Origin of the sequence: Fulvivirga kasyanovii, assembly GCF_009711405.1 — a bacterium.
Classification (GTDB): Bacteria; Bacteroidota; Bacteroidia; order Cytophagales; family Cyclobacteriaceae; genus Fulvivirga; species Fulvivirga kasyanovii.
On the sequence record NZ_SMLW01000545.1, the window covers coordinates 1 to 17,715 of the forward strand.

12 protein-coding genes are annotated in these 17,715 nt (G+C 42.0%); 2 read left to right on the top strand and 10 right to left on the bottom strand.

The features are described from left to right. The 6 genes from E1163_RS12875 to E1163_RS12900 all read right to left on the bottom strand — a co-directional run. On the bottom strand, positions 1–1,497 hold a 1,497-nt coding region (locus E1163_RS12875; RefSeq protein WP_246223649.1), incomplete at its 3' end, for a right-handed parallel beta-helix repeat-containing protein. 423 nt (positions 1,498–1,920) lie between these two features. Next, complete coding sequence (locus E1163_RS12880; RefSeq protein ID WP_155172352.1) at positions 1,921–4,293, bottom strand: TonB-dependent receptor; 2,373 nt, start codon at positions 4,291–4,293, stop codon at positions 1,921–1,923. Between the two features lie 43 nt (positions 4,294–4,336). After that, positions 4,337–5,482: a hypothetical protein gene (locus E1163_RS12885; protein WP_155172354.1), complete on the bottom strand. Its 1,146-nt coding sequence runs from the start codon at positions 5,480–5,482 to the stop codon at positions 4,337–4,339. 290 nt (positions 5,483–5,772) lie between these two features. Next, the gene (locus tag E1163_RS12890) at positions 5,773–7,722 is read right to left on the bottom strand and encodes an STN domain-containing protein (RefSeq protein ID WP_155172357.1); all 1,950 of its coding nucleotides are present in this window, start codon (positions 7,720–7,722) and stop codon (positions 5,773–5,775) included. After that, on the bottom strand, positions 7,709–8,725 hold the full coding sequence (locus E1163_RS12895) for a FecR family protein (RefSeq protein WP_155172360.1): 1,017 nt from the start codon (positions 8,723–8,725) through the stop codon (positions 7,709–7,711). The genes E1163_RS12890 and E1163_RS12895 overlap by 14 nt, the downstream gene beginning before the upstream one ends. Positions 8,726–8,775: 50 nt before the next feature. Next, on the bottom strand, positions 8,776–9,378 hold the full coding sequence (locus E1163_RS12900; protein ID WP_155172363.1) for an RNA polymerase sigma-70 factor: 603 nt from the start codon (positions 9,376–9,378) through the stop codon (positions 8,776–8,778). A gap of 213 nt (positions 9,379–9,591) precedes the next feature. On the opposite strand from E1163_RS12900, the gene E1163_RS12905 reads away from it, so the two are divergent. Next, complete coding sequence (locus tag E1163_RS12905) at positions 9,592–13,125, top strand: reprolysin-like metallopeptidase (protein WP_155172366.1); 3,534 nt, start codon at positions 9,592–9,594, stop codon at positions 13,123–13,125. Positions 13,126–13,176: 51 nt separating this feature from the next. Here E1163_RS12905 and E1163_RS12910 read toward each other — a convergent pair whose 3' ends face one another. Genes E1163_RS12910 through E1163_RS12920 form a run of 3 tightly spaced genes read right to left on the bottom strand, consistent with a single transcriptional unit; the run spans position 13,177 to position 14,573 of the window. After that, the gene (locus E1163_RS12910; protein ID WP_155172369.1) at positions 13,177–13,608 is read right to left on the bottom strand and encodes an SRPBCC domain-containing protein; all 432 of its coding nucleotides are present in this window, start codon (positions 13,606–13,608) and stop codon (positions 13,177–13,179) included. Between the two features lie 36 nt (positions 13,609–13,644). Beyond that, positions 13,645–14,049 carry a VOC family protein gene (locus E1163_RS12915; protein WP_155172372.1) on the bottom strand — a complete coding sequence of 135 codons (405 nt, stop codon included), beginning with the start codon at positions 14,047–14,049 and terminating at the stop codon, positions 13,645–13,647. After that, entirely contained in the window at positions 14,046–14,573 is a 528-nt protein-coding gene (locus E1163_RS12920) for a DinB family protein (RefSeq protein WP_155172375.1), read from the bottom strand. Before E1163_RS12920 ends, E1163_RS12915 begins: the two co-directional genes overlap by 4 nt. Before the next feature lie 300 nt (positions 14,574–14,873). On the opposite strand from E1163_RS12920, the gene E1163_RS12925 reads away from it, so the two are divergent. After that, complete coding sequence (locus E1163_RS12925) at positions 14,874–15,857, top strand: GlxA family transcriptional regulator (RefSeq protein ID WP_155172378.1); 984 nt, start codon at positions 14,874–14,876, stop codon at positions 15,855–15,857. Positions 15,858–16,224: 367 nt separating this feature from the next. Here E1163_RS12925 and E1163_RS12930 read toward each other — a convergent pair. Continuing rightward, a partial coding sequence (locus E1163_RS12930) for a hypothetical protein (RefSeq protein WP_221417996.1) occupies positions 16,225–17,715 on the bottom strand: 1,491 nt, incomplete at its 5' end.

The window sequence follows — 17,715 nt, forward strand, 5'->3', positions numbered from 1 at the left end:
ATTTACCTGTCGCTCAAAAGCTCCGATATCTACATGCTGGCCCGATTTCCTCAGATGAAACAAATAATCGCTGGCTATATTCACGTTGTCTATTTCTTCCATATCCAGTCCACTATCTACTATCGGACTACCTTCTACAGGTGAAAAATCAAGTGCTTGTGGATTGGAGAAAATAGCATCTTCTATATTGTTCCCAATAAAATTGTTACTGATATCGAAGTCCATTTTCTTATCAAATTTTAGCACATCTCCGACTGCGTTGACCAATACATTATTATAAAAAACATTATTGACGCTGAGGTTTGAGTTCATTTTAACACCATAGCCTTTGATGTTCACAAGTGTGTTATTTACAATTCTATAACTCATGCCTGCCGGAGGGTTTCTGTCCCCGATATGTATGGCATCTTTAGAGCAGTCTACAATAAGGTTATTGTACACCTGGTTATCAAACCCATTTAAGAAAATAGCCCTGCCTGTACCTCCTTTAATATAATTATTGTATATCTCACCCACCGTACCAGGGTTGATCTGAATGCCGGACTGGTGAACAGTAATGTTGTTCCTGCCATAATTTATGATCTCATTATTATAAATCTGGCAATCTCTGGTAGCACTGCCTACCTGAATGCCATCGCGGCCTGTATTTTCCACACGATTATTATAGATGCGTACACCTTCAAGTTCGGGCTCGTACAAAACTTTCCCGGAGCATTCGCTTATGGTCGGAAAACTGGTGTGCCAGTGAGAACCTCCTATATACAATGCTTCGTCTGCCACATCATGGATGTAGTTATGGTGGATGATAGTATTTCTCTGGACAAAAGTACCTCTGTTAGTACTACCATCACATACCGGCCTGGTACGTGCTGCTATCCCGGCGCTCTTGGTTCCTTTTATTTCAAGGTGGTCAATTTCAAAATCAGTGGTACCTAATTCAGCCACTACACCGAATGGCCTGGTTCCTGCCACTACAATCCCATAGTCATCTGCAGACCCTGTACCTGTAAGCCTGATATGGCTGCTGTTGTGAAGTTTGATACCGGGCAGATCGCCAGAGATTTTGACAGGCCCGTCACAATTAATAAAAATGAAAGGTTTATCTGCTGTTCCATGAAAATTCCTAAAAATTATGGGTTCCCTACCGCCTGTTTTAATTCCGATGGTTGAGCCTGCGGGTAAATTGATCCAGTCATTATCAATTACTTTATCACCTGCACGGACAACATAATCGCAATCAGCACAGGCTGTAGGCACATACTGGCAGGAGTTGTTATCATAAGATGCTCCTCCAGTATTTATAGCTCGGGAATCGGTGCAGCCTGCGACTCCCTCTGTTTGGGTAACAGCAACCTCCCCGGTCGTATTGCCCCCCATAGAAGATGACTCGGATAAAAGTTCATCTTCCGCACAACTGATAAAAAAAATGATAATAAAACAAAACATACCAAGCCTGGTCAACCATGGCTTTGTCATGGTTACTAAAAAATTAGACATGTTAAAAAAATGGTTATTAGTTAAAAAAATAATTGCTTGCCCCACTTACCTACCTTCAAAAAAGAATGATCTGAAAAGGACTTAAAAATCTATCGTCTACCAAACAGTGAGTGGCAGCAGTAAGTGCGATGAAATTGGCGGATTATCGACTAACAGAAGATATTAAAGAGGAAATGCCATGAATGGCGATGGATTGGCGAACAATTTTAGATTTTGATAGGTGTAGAAGACTCTAGCCTCAAACGCCAAAACTAACTTATTTAACCATGTAGAGGGAAGCAATCTCCAATCCCGGAGAACTTAACTTCCCTGACTACAGCTAGACATTATTTTAATTTGACCGCTACCAACTGATCACACCTTATGCCGATTACTGAATACAGCACATCCATGCCAAGGATAGGTACAACCTCCTTATAGTGATCAAAAATGAATAGTGTACATCAGCACCGGAAGCAACGGCAACTGATCGAGGTATTCCACTTCGTTGGTTACATCATTGTAATACTGGTCCACTTTGGCTGCGTTGTTGGTTATGTTTTGAATATCAAGTTTCAATTCCTGGCTTGTCTTCTTTCTGTCGATCCGGTAAGTAATGCTCAGGTTGGTGAGAAATACATCGTCACCTTCCAGTGAAAACGCCTGATCTTCAAGCCATACTTCTTTATCCTGAGCCATAGAAGCTTCTTCATCTAAAGGGGTGAATTTCCTGGCGCCTAGCAGAGATACTTTGGCGTTAATGCCGAGTACCTTCTTCTTGTCTCCTTTACTGCCTAGGGCGAACTCTTTACCTGCCAGTAAATTCCCGGCATAGTTGCCATTAAAACGGCTGTCTCTTTCTACCCCATCCATGGCCGTGTACCTGGAATCATACAGAGATCCGGTAACCATAAAGAAATAACCGTCTGCAAAATAGCGTTCCAAGGTCAGCTCCACACCCATATTCTCTCCGGTGCCTTCGTTCACGAGCTTTCTGTCGGTAAACCACTCTACCTGGTTTAGCAATGAATAGGAGCTATTCGGGTTATCTTCAACGGGTATATTATACAGGTACTGATAATAGGCTTCCATTTTAAAAAGCAAATTGCTCCCGAGTTTATTTTCATAGCCAAGTACGTAATGCTGCGCCATAGAGAAGTCCAATCCGGTATTTGGCATTGACGTATTGCCCATATCATCTTCTACTATGCTGTAGTAATTGGTCAAAGACTCCATCTTACCGTGTATGCCCCACCCTGCGGATATAGCTTGTCTTGGGAGGAACTGCCACCTTACACTGGCACGGGGCTCTATGGAAGCATGACTGTTTAAAGAAGTACCCTGAGCATGAAGTCCGCTGACCAAAGTTACATCCTCCCAGGGGCGATACTTCCAGCTTACAAACCCCTGGTAGTGCGTTGCGTCCTGTTCAGTATTTTGATTTACAACGTACTCTCCAGGCACCTGATCATAGTACCGGCTGAAAAATTCAAAGTTGTGAAAGGTATAGATCAGCCCTGTTTGCAGGTTATGCCTGGCATTGAACTTATGGTTGAATGTGGTTGCTCCCTTGATTGAGTACTTGTCCAGTTGGGCATCACCAAGCATGACCATTTTTTGCTGACCGTCGGGCTCTTCCCCCACAAACCCACTGCCATTTTTCGAAACCGAAATACTGTTTTGCAGATATGTTCCTGCTCCCAGGGGCAGGTATTGGGTAATACCAACCACACCCATATCGGCCTGATAGTCACCCTGGTGCAACAGTTTATCTTCATCTTCTTCATCGTACTCCTTGGTGAGGATGTTGCTTTTACCTCCCAGACCAAAGATTGAAAAGGTGCCTAAAGACCTGGTAGGCAGGTGTACTTTAAAGGACACATCCTGATACTTTGGAACGCCATCAAAATCCAGTATGCCCAGCTCGCTAAGGAGTGTAAGGGTCGAATACCGGTAATTAAACAGAAAGGATGATTTCCCTTCTCTGGTTAATGGTCCCTCTGCCGTTACCGCCGTTCCCAGGATGCCAATGGATGCGCTGTATTCGTGTTCCTCATTATTCCCCTTTCTGAGTCTCATATCAAACACACCGGAAAGTGCGTTACCATACTCAGGGGCAAAGGCTCCGGTATAAAACTCAGAATTGGCAAGCATCTCACTATTCAATGCATTTATTGGTCCGCCGGTTGCACCTTCATCAGAAAAATGGTTCGGGTTAGGTATTTCTATCCCTTCCAGCCTCCACTGAATGCCTCTGGGTGAGTTCCCCCTTACAATTATAAAATTGTTCCCTGAAGCATCGCCTGTAACTCCGGCATAGCCAGACACCATTCTGGCAGGATCATTTAAGGAGCCTGCATATCGTTTGGTTTCCTCCACGGTAAAACCTCTGGCACTCACCAACGCCATTTCATTGGCAATTTCCGATTTGTCTTTGTCCGCCTTGATCACTATTTCATCCATGCTGGTGAGTGACTCCTGCATATTAAGGTCGAGTACTACTTCCTTGCCTGATGTAACCAGTACATTTGGCAGGAGTATATCTTCATAGCCTATGTAGGTTATTTTAAGGCTTACACGCCCCACAGGCACTTTGTCTATCCTGAATTCTCCATCCAGATCAGTACTTGCCCCCAACACGGGGTCCGTTCCTATAACAATGATATTGGCTCCCGGAAGTGCTGTCCGCGAGTCCTGGTCTATAATTTTGCCTCTGATCGTCTGTGTAAGTGACTGGGCATTCAGGGATTGGCAGATGGCTACAAAAAGGGCACAAATTGCCATTCTAAATTTATATTTGGTGCTGTTGTTTTTCATTTTGTAAGTTTTTAGTAAAAGGACTGAGCGATTATTTCACCTCTTAAAACCGGATACCGGCGCTAAAACCAGGATATATGGTCACTCTGGTGTTGTCATGCGTTTTATCGTACCATGAGTCGGGAGTATCAAGCCTGCTTCCTATCATACCTTCTTCTGCACCCTTTATTTCGGTGATCTGAACATTCAGGGTAGCTCCGGCATAAACTGACAGACGCTGGAAAAGCTTAAACGAGCCGGTGACTTTCAACTTTTCAAGCATGTTAACTTCTTCTGTCCACCATTCATCCTCGTTTACCTGATAATGAATGGCATCTATATTAATCCCTATATTTTGGTTTATCGGTCTAAAGGTTCCTACGCCAAAGCCAGGTGCCCAAAACCGCATGTCGTCATGCTCTGCATAGGCAAGAGAAATGATGCTGTAAAAATGTGGTGCACCCATTTTATAATTAAGACTTAGCTGAAAGGTCTCATTGTATTCGAGTTCCACTGTTTTATATCCGTTTTTCGCAATATTGATAAGGCCAACCTGGATACCGTTTTTCAGCGTATCGGCAATATTGATCAAGCCAAACTGTACACCGGATAAGGTTTTTGCTTTATTGATGACACCTGCTATCTGCAATCCACTGACGGCATGCTCAGTATTGTTGAGTACCCCTGCCAATTGTACTCCTTTGAGCGAATCGGCCTGTTGGTTAATGAGCCCGGCAACCTGGAGGCCTTTCATGGAATTGTCGCTGATATTGATGATGCCAGCCAATTGCAATCCTTGTTGCTGATGGCCTGTGTCGTCAGAAGCCGCTTTGTTTATGTTAAAAAGACCCCCGGACTGAAATCCGTGTAATGAGGTAGTAATATTACCAATCCCGGAGAGCTGGACTCCATGCATACGACCAGAGTTATGATTGCCAAGCCCTGCAACCTGCAAGCCTGAAGTGGCACCGTAGGTCTTGTTGAACAAACCTCCCATTTCCATACCCTGCAATCCTGCCGATGAGCCCATTAATAGATTAAGGGAGAAATTATTAACGACTTCTTTGGATTTAAACCCATTGGTGCCCAATGGATGCACAAAGGTGATTTGTGCAGGACGTTTGTACAAACTATCCTGCGCCTGCGCTTTGATAAGGTAGATATGGGTAAGGCAAAAAACTATGAGTAGTGTTATTCCTTTTGTATTCATTTTCCTGTTTTATTTTATTGGTTATATAGGGATGACAACAGGCTGGAATTTTACCCTTACTCATGGGAGAAAATTTTTATGTTTTTTTTAAAAAGGAAGGTCTTACGGCGCCAGACGTAATTTGCAGAGTGAATAAACCTGAAAATAGAGCTTGTAATATGAATCTTAACGATGAAACGGGTAACCTGGGCCTATTGCTATTAACAAATGTCTATTGGACAAGATTTGAATGTTAGTACCCTTCCGGAAATCATATCGATCCAAAGGTGATCCTTTAAAAATCAAATGATTTAATGTAGTTGAAATTGAATGGCTAAGCGGCCACCAATCCACATTTGAAGCTGGGTAGTACCAATTTCCTTTTCAAATATCGTGTAAGGTGCCAGCCGTGTGAGGTATTCATTAGTATCCTTGTTCTTCCATTCTGAAAGCCAGACATTGATGGATGGACCTGCAGAAAAAACCAGCTTATTTGTCCTTAAGCCAAAGTCAAAATTGATGCGATGGAGTGAATTTAAGTCTTTTTGAAAAGCATCTTGCTCATTGACCCATTTTGAATTGTATTCAAAGCCCATCTGGAACTTTTCCGAAAGGGATTTTTGGGAGCCTAACCCATATCCAAAACTCCATACTTTGCTGCCGTTCCAGCTACCATAGCCGAAAGAGAATATGTTGTATAGTTTTTTAACGCCTGTTTTAAATACGACATTCCCGGGGCTAATTTCATCGGAGGATAATTCAATAGCCCTGAATCCTTTCTTCACGTAGCTCAGCAGGCCTATGGGAACTCCTGAAGCGGAATCTGAAATATTGATCAGCCCTATCTGGCTACTTTTTATATATCGTGCATGATTAAACAATCCTGCAACCTGAGCCCCTGAAACAGTATCCCTGGAGATGTTGCCAATACCTGCAAACTGTATGGCATTTACATTACTGGCCTTGTTGAGCAAGCCGGCAATTTGAATTCCCGTTATTTTCCCTTTGGCCAGGTTCATCAGGCCTGCCACCTGTACGCCATCCACATTATTTCCTTTATTTAATAAACCTGCTATTTGCACTTTACTCACATCCTGCCGGGCAATATTGGTAACACCGGCAAGCTGCACGCCGTCCACATTTTGGGTCGTCAGGTTATTTACGCCGGCTATTTGTATTCCTTTCATCTTGCCTTTGAGGATATTATTAACCCCAGCTACCTGTACCCCTTTCAGCGAATCGATAAGCATGTTATTTACTCCACTGATCTGGAAGCCTACCAGAGAGCCTTTGTTGTGGTTAAAAACTCCTGCGACCTGGACACCCCGGGTACTGCCACCTACCAGGTTCCCTGCACCGGCTACCTGCATTCCTTTAACATCGTTTCTGATAATATTAAAGGCACCGCCTACTTCAAAAGCACTGGTTCCGTAGGCATATCCGACGAGTACGTTCAGAGAGAATTTATTCTCTACCAAACCACTCATTTTCAAATTGCTCCCCCATGTGGGAAGAAATGAGACCTGTCCTACTTTATTAATAACGAGATCAGCATTTTTAACCCTGCTCATCGACTGCACGGACACAAACTTCTGTACCAACGACATAGACTCTAAAGTAGGGTTTTGCTCAAATTGCAGTGTTTTAATGGCATGGGCCGGCGTGACATTCCGCACAGAGCGAAGGGAAATAATCAAATCCTGGTCTTTTGGAGGAATAATCAGAATGGTATCTTCTACGGTTGTTTTATTAAATGACAACCCTAATTGGGCAAATTGAGCCGGCACTGACATAGTGAACCGTCCCCTGGAATCTGTAACCGCAGAAACCAAACTACTCACCTCATAAACCAATACCTCTTCTAAAGGCTCGTTGTTAAATGCACTATGCACACTACCTGAAATCACATATTTTTGACGTTTACCCGACTCCGCATAGTCTGTTTTTTTCAGTAAGATCAGGTGATTTCCACTTACTTTATAAGTTATGTTCTGTGGCAGAATTTCGTCAAGCGCCACCTTTACAGATTGATTGTTTAAGTTAACCGCAACCCCTGCCGGGTCAGAAAAAATGGAAGCGTCGTATGAGAATGTAAACCCGGCTTTATCAGAAAGCTTCATGAGCGCGTCCTGCGGCGGAAGTGCCTCCGTTTGCAGCCTGACTTTTCTGTGTAAAAGATTGCCTTGCTGTGCATTGGCAGACAAGCACAATATGAACATGGCCACCAATAAGCCATATTTATGAGCACTACTCACAACCATCGCCTGATATTGTAAAACCGGCGTTCTGTTCCACCGAGGTAAGCTCAAAGTTGGTCTCTATGATCTCAAAAATGTGAGCGGGTGATTCTTTATAAAACTTGCCTGTAAGCCTGCAATTCAATATCCGGGGGTTTTCAACGTTAATTTTTATGTTATACACCTTTTCCAAGGTGGCGAAGACTCCGGCCAGCGGTTCGTTTTTAAAGATTAGAGTCTCTGATTTCCAGTATATATCATTAGGATTGTACTTATCCGGCTCGCTAACCTTTTGCTTACCCTTATCAATGGAAATACGCTCCCCTGCCCCAAGAAGCACTAATTCCCCATAGCTTTCCACCTGCACAACACCTTCTTCCACCCCCACTTCAACAGTATTCAGGCTATCATAAGCCTCCACATAAAAAGAAGTGCCCAGCACTGTGACTATCACATCCTTGGTTTTTATTACGAAGGGCTTTTTATCATCCTTTACTACATCAAAAAAGGCCTCTCCTTGCAGGCTTACCGACCGTTCTGTCTCAGAAAAATTTTCATTGAAGGTAACCAGCGAATTTACATTGAGGGCAACCTGCGAACCGTCTGGCAGCGTATCAGATTTTGTAACCGCTTTGGCCATCAGTTCCACTTGATTGGCTTCGGGTGATTTCTCCAAAGACTGATAAACGAGGTAAACAACAAACCCCACTACCAGGACAGCAGCCATACGTGAAAGGTAAAAATACAAATGTCTCCCTTTTGCCTTTGACACCGGCTCGTCAGTTATCTCACGATCAGCTCGTTGCTTAAACTTATTCCAGGCAAGGTCAACATCCACATTGGCCTCCTGGTGCGGCGCCACCCTACCCGTGTTTTCCCAAAGAACTTTCAGCTTCTCGAAATAGCGTCTGTTAGCTTCTGACTCTCCAATCCATTGCTCAACAACAGCCGTATCATCGGCGTTTGCCTCACCTGCCATGTACGAAGCCAACAGCTCGTCATCTATATTTGTACGATCATTTTCCATTATCCTGTATACATACTGACAACTAACCTTTCATTTAACCTTACTCCCTGCTAAAAATATTTTATCAACCACTCTTTAACTAATATTGAAACCTGCACCAGAATAGCCAGTACAGGCAGATACTCCATCAGATTCTCCCTGAGAAACTTTAAGGCTTTTCCCATTTGGGCTTCCACTGTTTTAACCGAAAGCCCGAGCTGACCTGCTATTTCTTTATATTTAAGCCCTTCCTCTCGACTCAATTTAAATATCCGCTTTCGCTCTGGCGGAAGCTGATCTACACAAATGTCAATTTTTTCGCGCAGTTCCAACTCAACAACTTTGTCACTTACCTGATTATCTGTTTCAGAAAGAGACATCACCTGAGACTCGGCGTATCGGAGTTTTACTTTAGTATGCTTAATATGGTTAAGACAAGCATTTCGTACCGATCTGTACAAATATGCCTCGATGGAACCTGTTATTTCCAATGTCAACCGCTTTTCCCAAAAGTTGAGGAAAACATCCTGAACTACTTCTTCTGCCTGAGCGTTGTCCTCCACATATCTGAACGCATAGCCACACATCCCGGCATAGTGCCTTTTGAACAAAACTTCAAAGGCCTGTTCATCACCGGATCGTATTTGTGTCGCAATATGTTTGGAATCTGTCAAAGTGATTTATTGTGAGGTTGGAAACAAAAATAGGTGTTATGTGAAACTATGCAATATTTTGAGGTAGCGACTAACAAACAAACTGTGTAAACAAAATACTGACTATTGATTGGTGCAGATTGGCAGCATATGGTTTTAAAGAAAAAAAGTAGTACAATTGTAATTTTGTAAACCACAATTACTTTAACACAACCCAAATAACTACAAACTCGAATGAAAAGATTTTTTACTGTTCTGCTTTTGCTGGTCACGTTAACAACGGGATATACGCAAAGCAATTTTTGGAAAGCCTCCGATGCTAAGCCGGCTGATAAACTAACCCGTAAGCTCAGCAAGCCCACCGCATACAAAACACTTGAGCTGGATTTTGAAGCCCTCAGAAAAACACTGGATTTAACCGGAATGAGAGGTTCTGCCTCTTCACGCCATGCGCAGGTTATATATTTCCCCAATGCCGATGGCCAAATGGAAAAGTTCAGCGTGGTGGAAGCCCCCACCCTGCACCCTGACCTTGCCAAAAAATACCCGGGCATAAAATCATTTGCAGGGCAGGGTATTGACAACCCTACCTCAACTATACGCTTTAGCATCAGTAACCAAAGAGGTTTCCATGGTCTTTTAATGACTGCAAAAGGTATGGCATATATTGATCCTATATCATCCGGCAAATCAACATATGCTATATATGAAAGAAAGGACCTCACCAGGGACGAGAAGGACTTCCAGTGTATGATGGATGAAAATATTGGCAAAGCAGGCAAAATCAATAATGTTTCGACCTTAAAGACAAACGACCAAAAACTTAGAAAATACCGTCTGGCCTTATCGTGTAATGCGGAGTATGGAAACATCTTTGCCGGGTCGGGCACTGACACGGAGAAAAAAGCTAACATCCTGGCTCAAATGAACATCACTATGACTCGTGTAAATGGCATCTATGAAAGAGATCTTGCCATTACCATGGAGATAATAGCCAACAATGACGAATTAATATACTTTGGAGATACAGGCGCTGACCCCTGGGATGGTGAATGGAATACCAAAACACAGCAGGTTATTGATGCAACAATTGGTGATGCTAACTATGATATCGGCCACAATTTTAATACTACAGGCGGAGGAAATGCCGGCTGCATCGGCTGCGTATGTACATCCGGAGAAAAGGGAAGCGGCTATACCGGAAGTTCTGACCCTACGGGAGACCCTTTTGACATAGATTTCGTTGCACATGAAATCGGCCATCAATTTGGTGGCTACCATACTATGAACACGTGTAGCAGAAGTGGCAGTGGTTTAACAGAAGTAGAACCTGCGAGTGGAAGTAGTATCATGGGCTATGCCGGTATCTGTTCTACAAATATCCAAAGTAATAGTGATGCTTACTTCGCCTATGTAAATATCAGGGATATCTCAGCTAATGTGCAATCAGGAGAAAGCTCAGGCTGCCCTGTAATTGTTGATCTTTCCAATAATCCTCCTGTAGCTGATGCCGGTAAGGACTACATTATTCCAAGGTCTACACCATTTGTACTTAAAGGCGCCGGTAGTGACCCTGACGGTAATGGTACACTTACTTATTGCTGGGAACAAAATGATCCTGAACAGGCTCCGGGAGACGGAAGCCCTGAATCTACCTGGGCTCAGGGGCCTCTGTTCAGGTCTTTGGAAGGTACTTCATCACCAAACAGATATATGCCGGCAATTAGTACCGTTTTGGCTGGAGATGTGGCTTCAACATGGGAGGTGTTACCTTCTATAGGCAGGACCATGAACTTCTCTTTAACCGTAAGGGATAATAACGCAGGTGGCGGACAAACCTCTGATGATACTATGGCAGTTACCGTTGACGCTGATTCAGGACCATTCTTTGTAATGGAGCCTAATACAGCGATATCATGGTATGAAGGCCAACCGCAAGTAGTATCGTGGAGTGTTGCCAATACTGATCAAGCCCCAATTAATTGTTCGCATGTAAACATTTTTCTGTCAACTGATGGAGGGCAAACTTTCCCAATCACTTTGTTAAGCAATGCCCCAAATAATGGCTCAGCCGAGATAACCGTTCCCAATGGTTTATCCAGTAACTGCCGGATTAAGGTTGAGGCAGTAGGTAATATTTTCTATGATATCAGTAATACTGATTTTGAAATAGAAGAAGCCATCGGCTGTAATGCTGTCATCCCCACCAACTTAACGGTTACTGATGTAAACCCTTTGGATGCTTCATTATCCTGGAATGAAAACATCGGGGCCATTTTTGACATCAGGTACAGGGCGCAAGGAACAACTGACTGGAAAACTACCATAGCAGGAACTAACACAAAACAATTACTTAATTTATCCCATACAACAACATACGAAGTACAGGTAAGAAGCAGGTGTACCGGGTCATCCTCCGAATATACTCCAATTACTACCTTTACCACGGAAGAACTGGAATACTGCCCTTCCCAAGGAAATGATATAAGTGATGAGTTTATCGGTTCGGTACAAGTTGGAAGTATAAACAACGTAACCGGTGCCACCAGCGGCTATTCAGATTACACATCGATTAGTACTGATCTGGTTGCCACAAATAATTATACAATCACAATTACTCCAACATGGGTATCAGATTTATATGATGAGGGTTACGCTGTTTATATTGATTACAATCAAAATGGTGATTTTAACAACTCTGGAGAACTGGTATGGTTTAAAGACCCCTCTCAAGATTCTCCGGTTAGTGGCGTATTTACCGTACCTGCAAAAGCACTGGAAGGACCTACAAGAATGAGGGTTAGTATGAAATATGACGGTGTCCCCAGTTCATGTGAAATATTTAACTATGGAGAGGTTGAAGATTATACTGTAAATATAATAGCCCCCGTTGTTTTAGATGAAGTCAATGTTAGTTCAGCTAATGCCAACACTGATCTTGCCAAAGTTGGGGATGAAGTAACCTTGCGATTTGAAGCCTCCAAAACAATCCAAACACCAACAGTAACCATTCAGGGAAACAGTGTCACGGCATCTTTATCTGAAGGGATATGGATTGCTAAACACACTTTCACAGAGGCTGATGCTGAAGGAAAAGTTGTTTTCTCTATAAATTATGCTGATCTGAATGACCATGCAGGTAAAGAGGTAACCGCAACCACTGATGGGTCAACCGTATTCTTTGATAAAACACCCCCGACTTTAACAAGTACCTCAATATCATCAGACAACAGTGATAAATCAATTGCCACCGTTGATGACAAAGTAGTGCTTACTTTTATTGCCAGCGAAAAGCTTGATGATCCTACGGTGACCATTTCCGGTGATGCTGTAGTTGCATCCCTGGTAGATAGTCAATGGAGAGCTACACGTACTATGAGTAAGGGCGATACCCCGGGCCTTGTTGCGTTTTCAATTGCTTACAGGGACCTGGCCGGCAATGAAGCCATTGTTACAAGTACTACCGATGGCTCTTCCGTAGAGTTTGTTGAGGAGATTACAGGGTTGAAGGATCTGGCTGCCAAACAGGTAAAAGCATACCCTAACCCGGCATCCAATGAAATTATCATCCAAACCGAAGGCATCTACGGAGCTGCTGAAATTAGGGTGATTGATTTTACAGGGAGAAAAGTGCTGTCAAAAACAGTAGAGGTGAGCAAGAATTCCGAACAGGTTATCAATGTAGCTTCACTCGCGAACGGAACTTATACCTTGCAGGTAGCTGGTGACAATATGCTGAACACCACGCTGATTGTTATTTCCAAATAATATAATATACAAAGCCCGGTTATTCTAACGATAACCGGGCTTTTGTACTTTTCAAACACTATCCTTTTCTGCCAGTTCTTTTATGTTGTCTAATGCCACCGGCCATGTTTTTTTAAAGTAATCAAAATACTTTTCTGTTGAGTCCATCTCCACAGTCAGCTTAGTGGCTCCGTTAGATTCCAGTTTGTACGATTCAATAGCACCACTCCACTCGTTATCAAGATCCTCCACCCCTTTGGTTATTGTACCTAAATGTTTGAACACCATCTGTTCATTAGTCTTTTTGCTTATGATGGAGCTAACCATACCATCGCCGCCAGGCCCCAGGAACAATACTTTGCTACCTTCCTTCCAGTCGGTTTCGGCATGTGACCCTTCCATGAAAACCGATGTCCAGCGACGGTAGTATTTATCATTCCACAATACCTCCCACACCCTTTCTACGGGTGCTTCGATTGTTATTTTAAATGTTTCCCTTTTCATAGCTATTGCCTTTAGTTGTAAAACTATTGTATATATCTATTTGGTGTGCAGCAGCCAATGATTCCCAAATTTATCCTGAAGCCCGCCAAACAGGTTTCCGAAAAAATTCGGTTTCAGTGGGTGCGTTGCCACTCCACCTTCCGATAACTTGTCATAGTATTTTCTCACCTCCATTTCGTCACTGCATTCTACCATTATTGACATAGCATTTCCTTTGACCAGGCCTTTCTCTTCTACCATGTCCGTCCCCATCAATATCAGGTCATTGCGGTCAAGGGAGGCATGCAGCACATAGTTTCTGAGATTCGCAGGAAGTTTTTCTGCCTCAGGTGTATCCCCGATAGTTTGCAGGTACAGCTCTCCTCCAAAGCAGTTTTGGTAGAATTTCATGGCCTCTCTGCAGTTGCCGTTAAAGGTGAGATAGGTAATTAATTTGCTCATAAGCCCTGTTTTGATAAATACTGGTATATATTATTGACCTGAACGGTGTGTCTTTGAGTATGAAAAACAAAGAAACTGAACCATTCAAAGCGTGTCAGGTAGCCAAATGTTGGAAACTCAAAGTCTACACATAATGCTGACAGGTCCGTATCCCTGATGGTTTCCACATGCCGGTGCTGAATATTTTTAAGCTCCATGATCTGTCCGGTCTTGTCATATGTCTGATATTCAGGAATAATAAATTCCGGTGATTCCATTTTGATCCCAAAGTCTAAAAACAGCTTTTCGATAGAGTCGATCTTTTCGTCGTAACTCCTTTGAGGGGCCTGGGTTTTCTTATCAGGTAACTCCGCAACAGACATTATTATATGCTGTACTACCTGGCCGGCAGTCCAACTGCCTTCAAAGGGCACCGTGTTATACTGTCCTTCCTCAAAACGTGTAATGGCATGAACCATTTTATCGAATGTATTATCAATTTTTAGAATTAATTTTTTCGATATTTCATCTACAGTAGTTTCCATGGTCTGTATCTTTTTAGTATTTAGATGTTAGCAGTGAGTAGTGAGTATTTGAAGCAGCTTTACATAAAATATCCTGCTAACACTCATTTAATCAACCACTTGAAATTCTTTTTCCCGGTCTGCATGCGGGTCTTTTGAAAGACTGCACGACTTCGTATCACCATCATTTTTATTATTGTAAAACAAAGTTCCATAGTTAACATGACTAAGTAGCGGTGTAAAAGCGGCATTTTGGGGAGTTGATTCCGGCATTATGATGCACTATATTTGATTGTTTAAACCTGTTAAAAACCTATACCCATGAAAAATATATCCATACTCGTACCTGAATCTGCTGTAATGGAGGCAGTTGCGGATCCGCGCTATCTGTTCACTGCGGTAAATCAGTTTTTACAGGCTGCAGGTAAGAAACCTTTATTTGAGGTACAACTGGTAGGACAGTCGAAGGAAGTTAGCTTTTTAGGAGGAGTGTATTCGGTGCGGGCAGACAAAACGCTTAATGAAGTTACAAAAACTGATATGATCATTATTCCTGCCTTGTTTGGAGATTTGCAACTGGCGGTGGAGCAAAACAGGGAGGCGATTCCGTGGATCATAGAACACTACAACAAGGGGGCTGAAGTGGCTTCGTTATGCCTTGGGGCATTTTTACTGGCTTCAACCGGGCTATTGGATGGCAAAAAATGTTCGACACACTGGGCTTTTTACAACCAGTTTCGTGAAACATTTCCTGAGGTAGAGGTTGTGGACGGCGGCATAATTACAGAGGAAAACGGCATCTATTCCAGCGGCGGGGCCAACTCTTACTGGAACCTGCTGCTTTACCTCGTAGAGAAATATGTGGATCGTGATACTGCCATACTTGCGGCAAAGTATTTTGCCATAGACATAGACCGGGAGAGCCAGGCGGCCTTTACCATATTCAGCGGACAAAAAGATCACAATGATGAAGATGTAAAAAAAGGCCAGGAATACATTGAAAAAAACTATCAGGAAAAAATAGCCATTGACGATCTTGTGAGCATATTGGGGGTAAGCAGAAGAAGTTTTGAAAGGCGGTTCAAAAAAGCAACCAATAACACCATTGCCGAATATATGCAGCGTGTGAAAGTTGAAGCTGCCAAGCGCGATTTTGAATTGAGCCGAAAGAATATCAATGAGGTAATGTATGATGTCGGCTACTCCGACAGTAAGGCCTTTAGGAATTTGTTCAAGAGGTTGACCGGACTTACGCCGGTTGAGTATCGGAATAAGTATAATAAGGAAGTGGAATTGCCGGTTTAATCAACAAATGATTCAGTATATCAGAAACTTGTAGTTCTCAAGGAAAAGGCATTTAGACTATATCTGCCAGAGGTAAAAAATATCATCCACGCATACTTTTTACTGGTAAATTTATTTTAAGAACGGCAGCTAACAGAGCTAAATCGCGGCTTTACTAAACTTCCGTAAGTTGGGTAAAGCTTAACTGTTCTGTAGTATCGATATCAGCTTTTAACTGAAGCCACAACTCCGGTTATTTAATATATCTTGTGCTATAACTTAAAGGAAGCCAAAACGGCTTCCTTTAAGTTATAGAAAATTATTTTGAAGCGTCAGTATGACACTTCCCTTTTCTAGAAGTTGCTATTGTTGGTTCCCCAAAAACTTTTCAAAGTTTAAACACTTTTAATATCTTATCTTCGGTTATTAGGTACAGATAACCTGTAATGGCATCAATGAGGTAATCCGGCCTCTTTTCACTTCCTAAAGAAACTTCTTCAACAGGTTCTCCCGTTGATAAATTGATTTTCATAAAGGTATTAACTTCACCTCCTCTGATAACATATGTAAAATGTTGGTTATCCTTTATTTGACCAAGCCTTTCATCAAGCTTCTCTATATATTTCTTACTAATCGGGATCGTTACATTTTTGTACTCGATCTTGCTTTTACAAAACTCAAGAACCAACTCATCATCAGTATTTGCAAAATTCTCATTAGAAAAATTCTCATAGCTATGTCTCAATTGTAGCGCAGATTCAAGTTTTTCAGTTACGTCCGATTTCTTAGGAGCCTCATAATATTTATGATATTTTATATCTCCCGAGTATCCAAAAAGGAAAATTTCTTGAAGTGAATTAAGTATTATCCCTTCCTTTATCAATTTTATATGAGTTATGTCTTCTTTTCCTTTAAGCTTTATTTTTTTTGATAACTCAATTAAAGCCCCAGTCTTTTTGTTCATAGCTTTAATCATGCTTTCCTTAACATCATAAATAAATATGGTCTCTTCATTTTCGGCTACCAGAGAAGGAGAAGTCTCAATAGTCTCAGTAACCTTGTATTTTGCATCGATAAGTTTTAATACGGTCGCTTCGGCAGATGTCAGAACAAAAACATTCGCACCAAAATCTTTAATTGAGTTCAAATCTCCATCAAGCTTAATTTCACCGTCATCTGGCATTCCTGTTTCTTTGCTTACAAAATAAAGGAACCCAGACCCTTCCCTGTACTGTGAAAAAAGGAAAGTACCAGTATTAATATTGCTAAAATTAGTTAACGTACCCTTAACATTTACACCATTCTTTTTATTGCCCCACATACCAGTTTTCGTACTGTCGTACTGCATGAGGTTAACCTTGTTACTGAAGTTAATCATCTTATGGGATATAATTCCTTCTTCCGTAAAGAGCAAAGGTCTCAGTTTACCTGCAGCTGTTAACGGTTCCTTCCATATGTAATTTCCGGTATTCAAGTCAAACGCAACATAATGCATGGTATATAATACATTATTAGGATCTGCGGGTGTAGGTTCACTTTTTTGCATTTCTTCGCCCACATAAACTATCGGTTTTGATGGATGCTTGATAAGGTTAGTTTTTGAAATTTTGACCTTATTTGAACCAATAATAATTTCAAAACCCAGCAACTTACGAGCCTTTTCTTCGGATATATTGCTTTTCCACAATTGCTCACCACTTTCTGGATTAATTCTATAAACATTTTTTCGTGATGAAAGGACAATATCTCCATTTTCTAACTGATGTGCATCAACCAATTCATTATCACTTTCTTTCCACATTATCTTACCAGAACTTAAAGACTTCAATACTGTGTAACTTTTTTGCTCGTGATCCTTTCCTGATATAAGAATATGGTT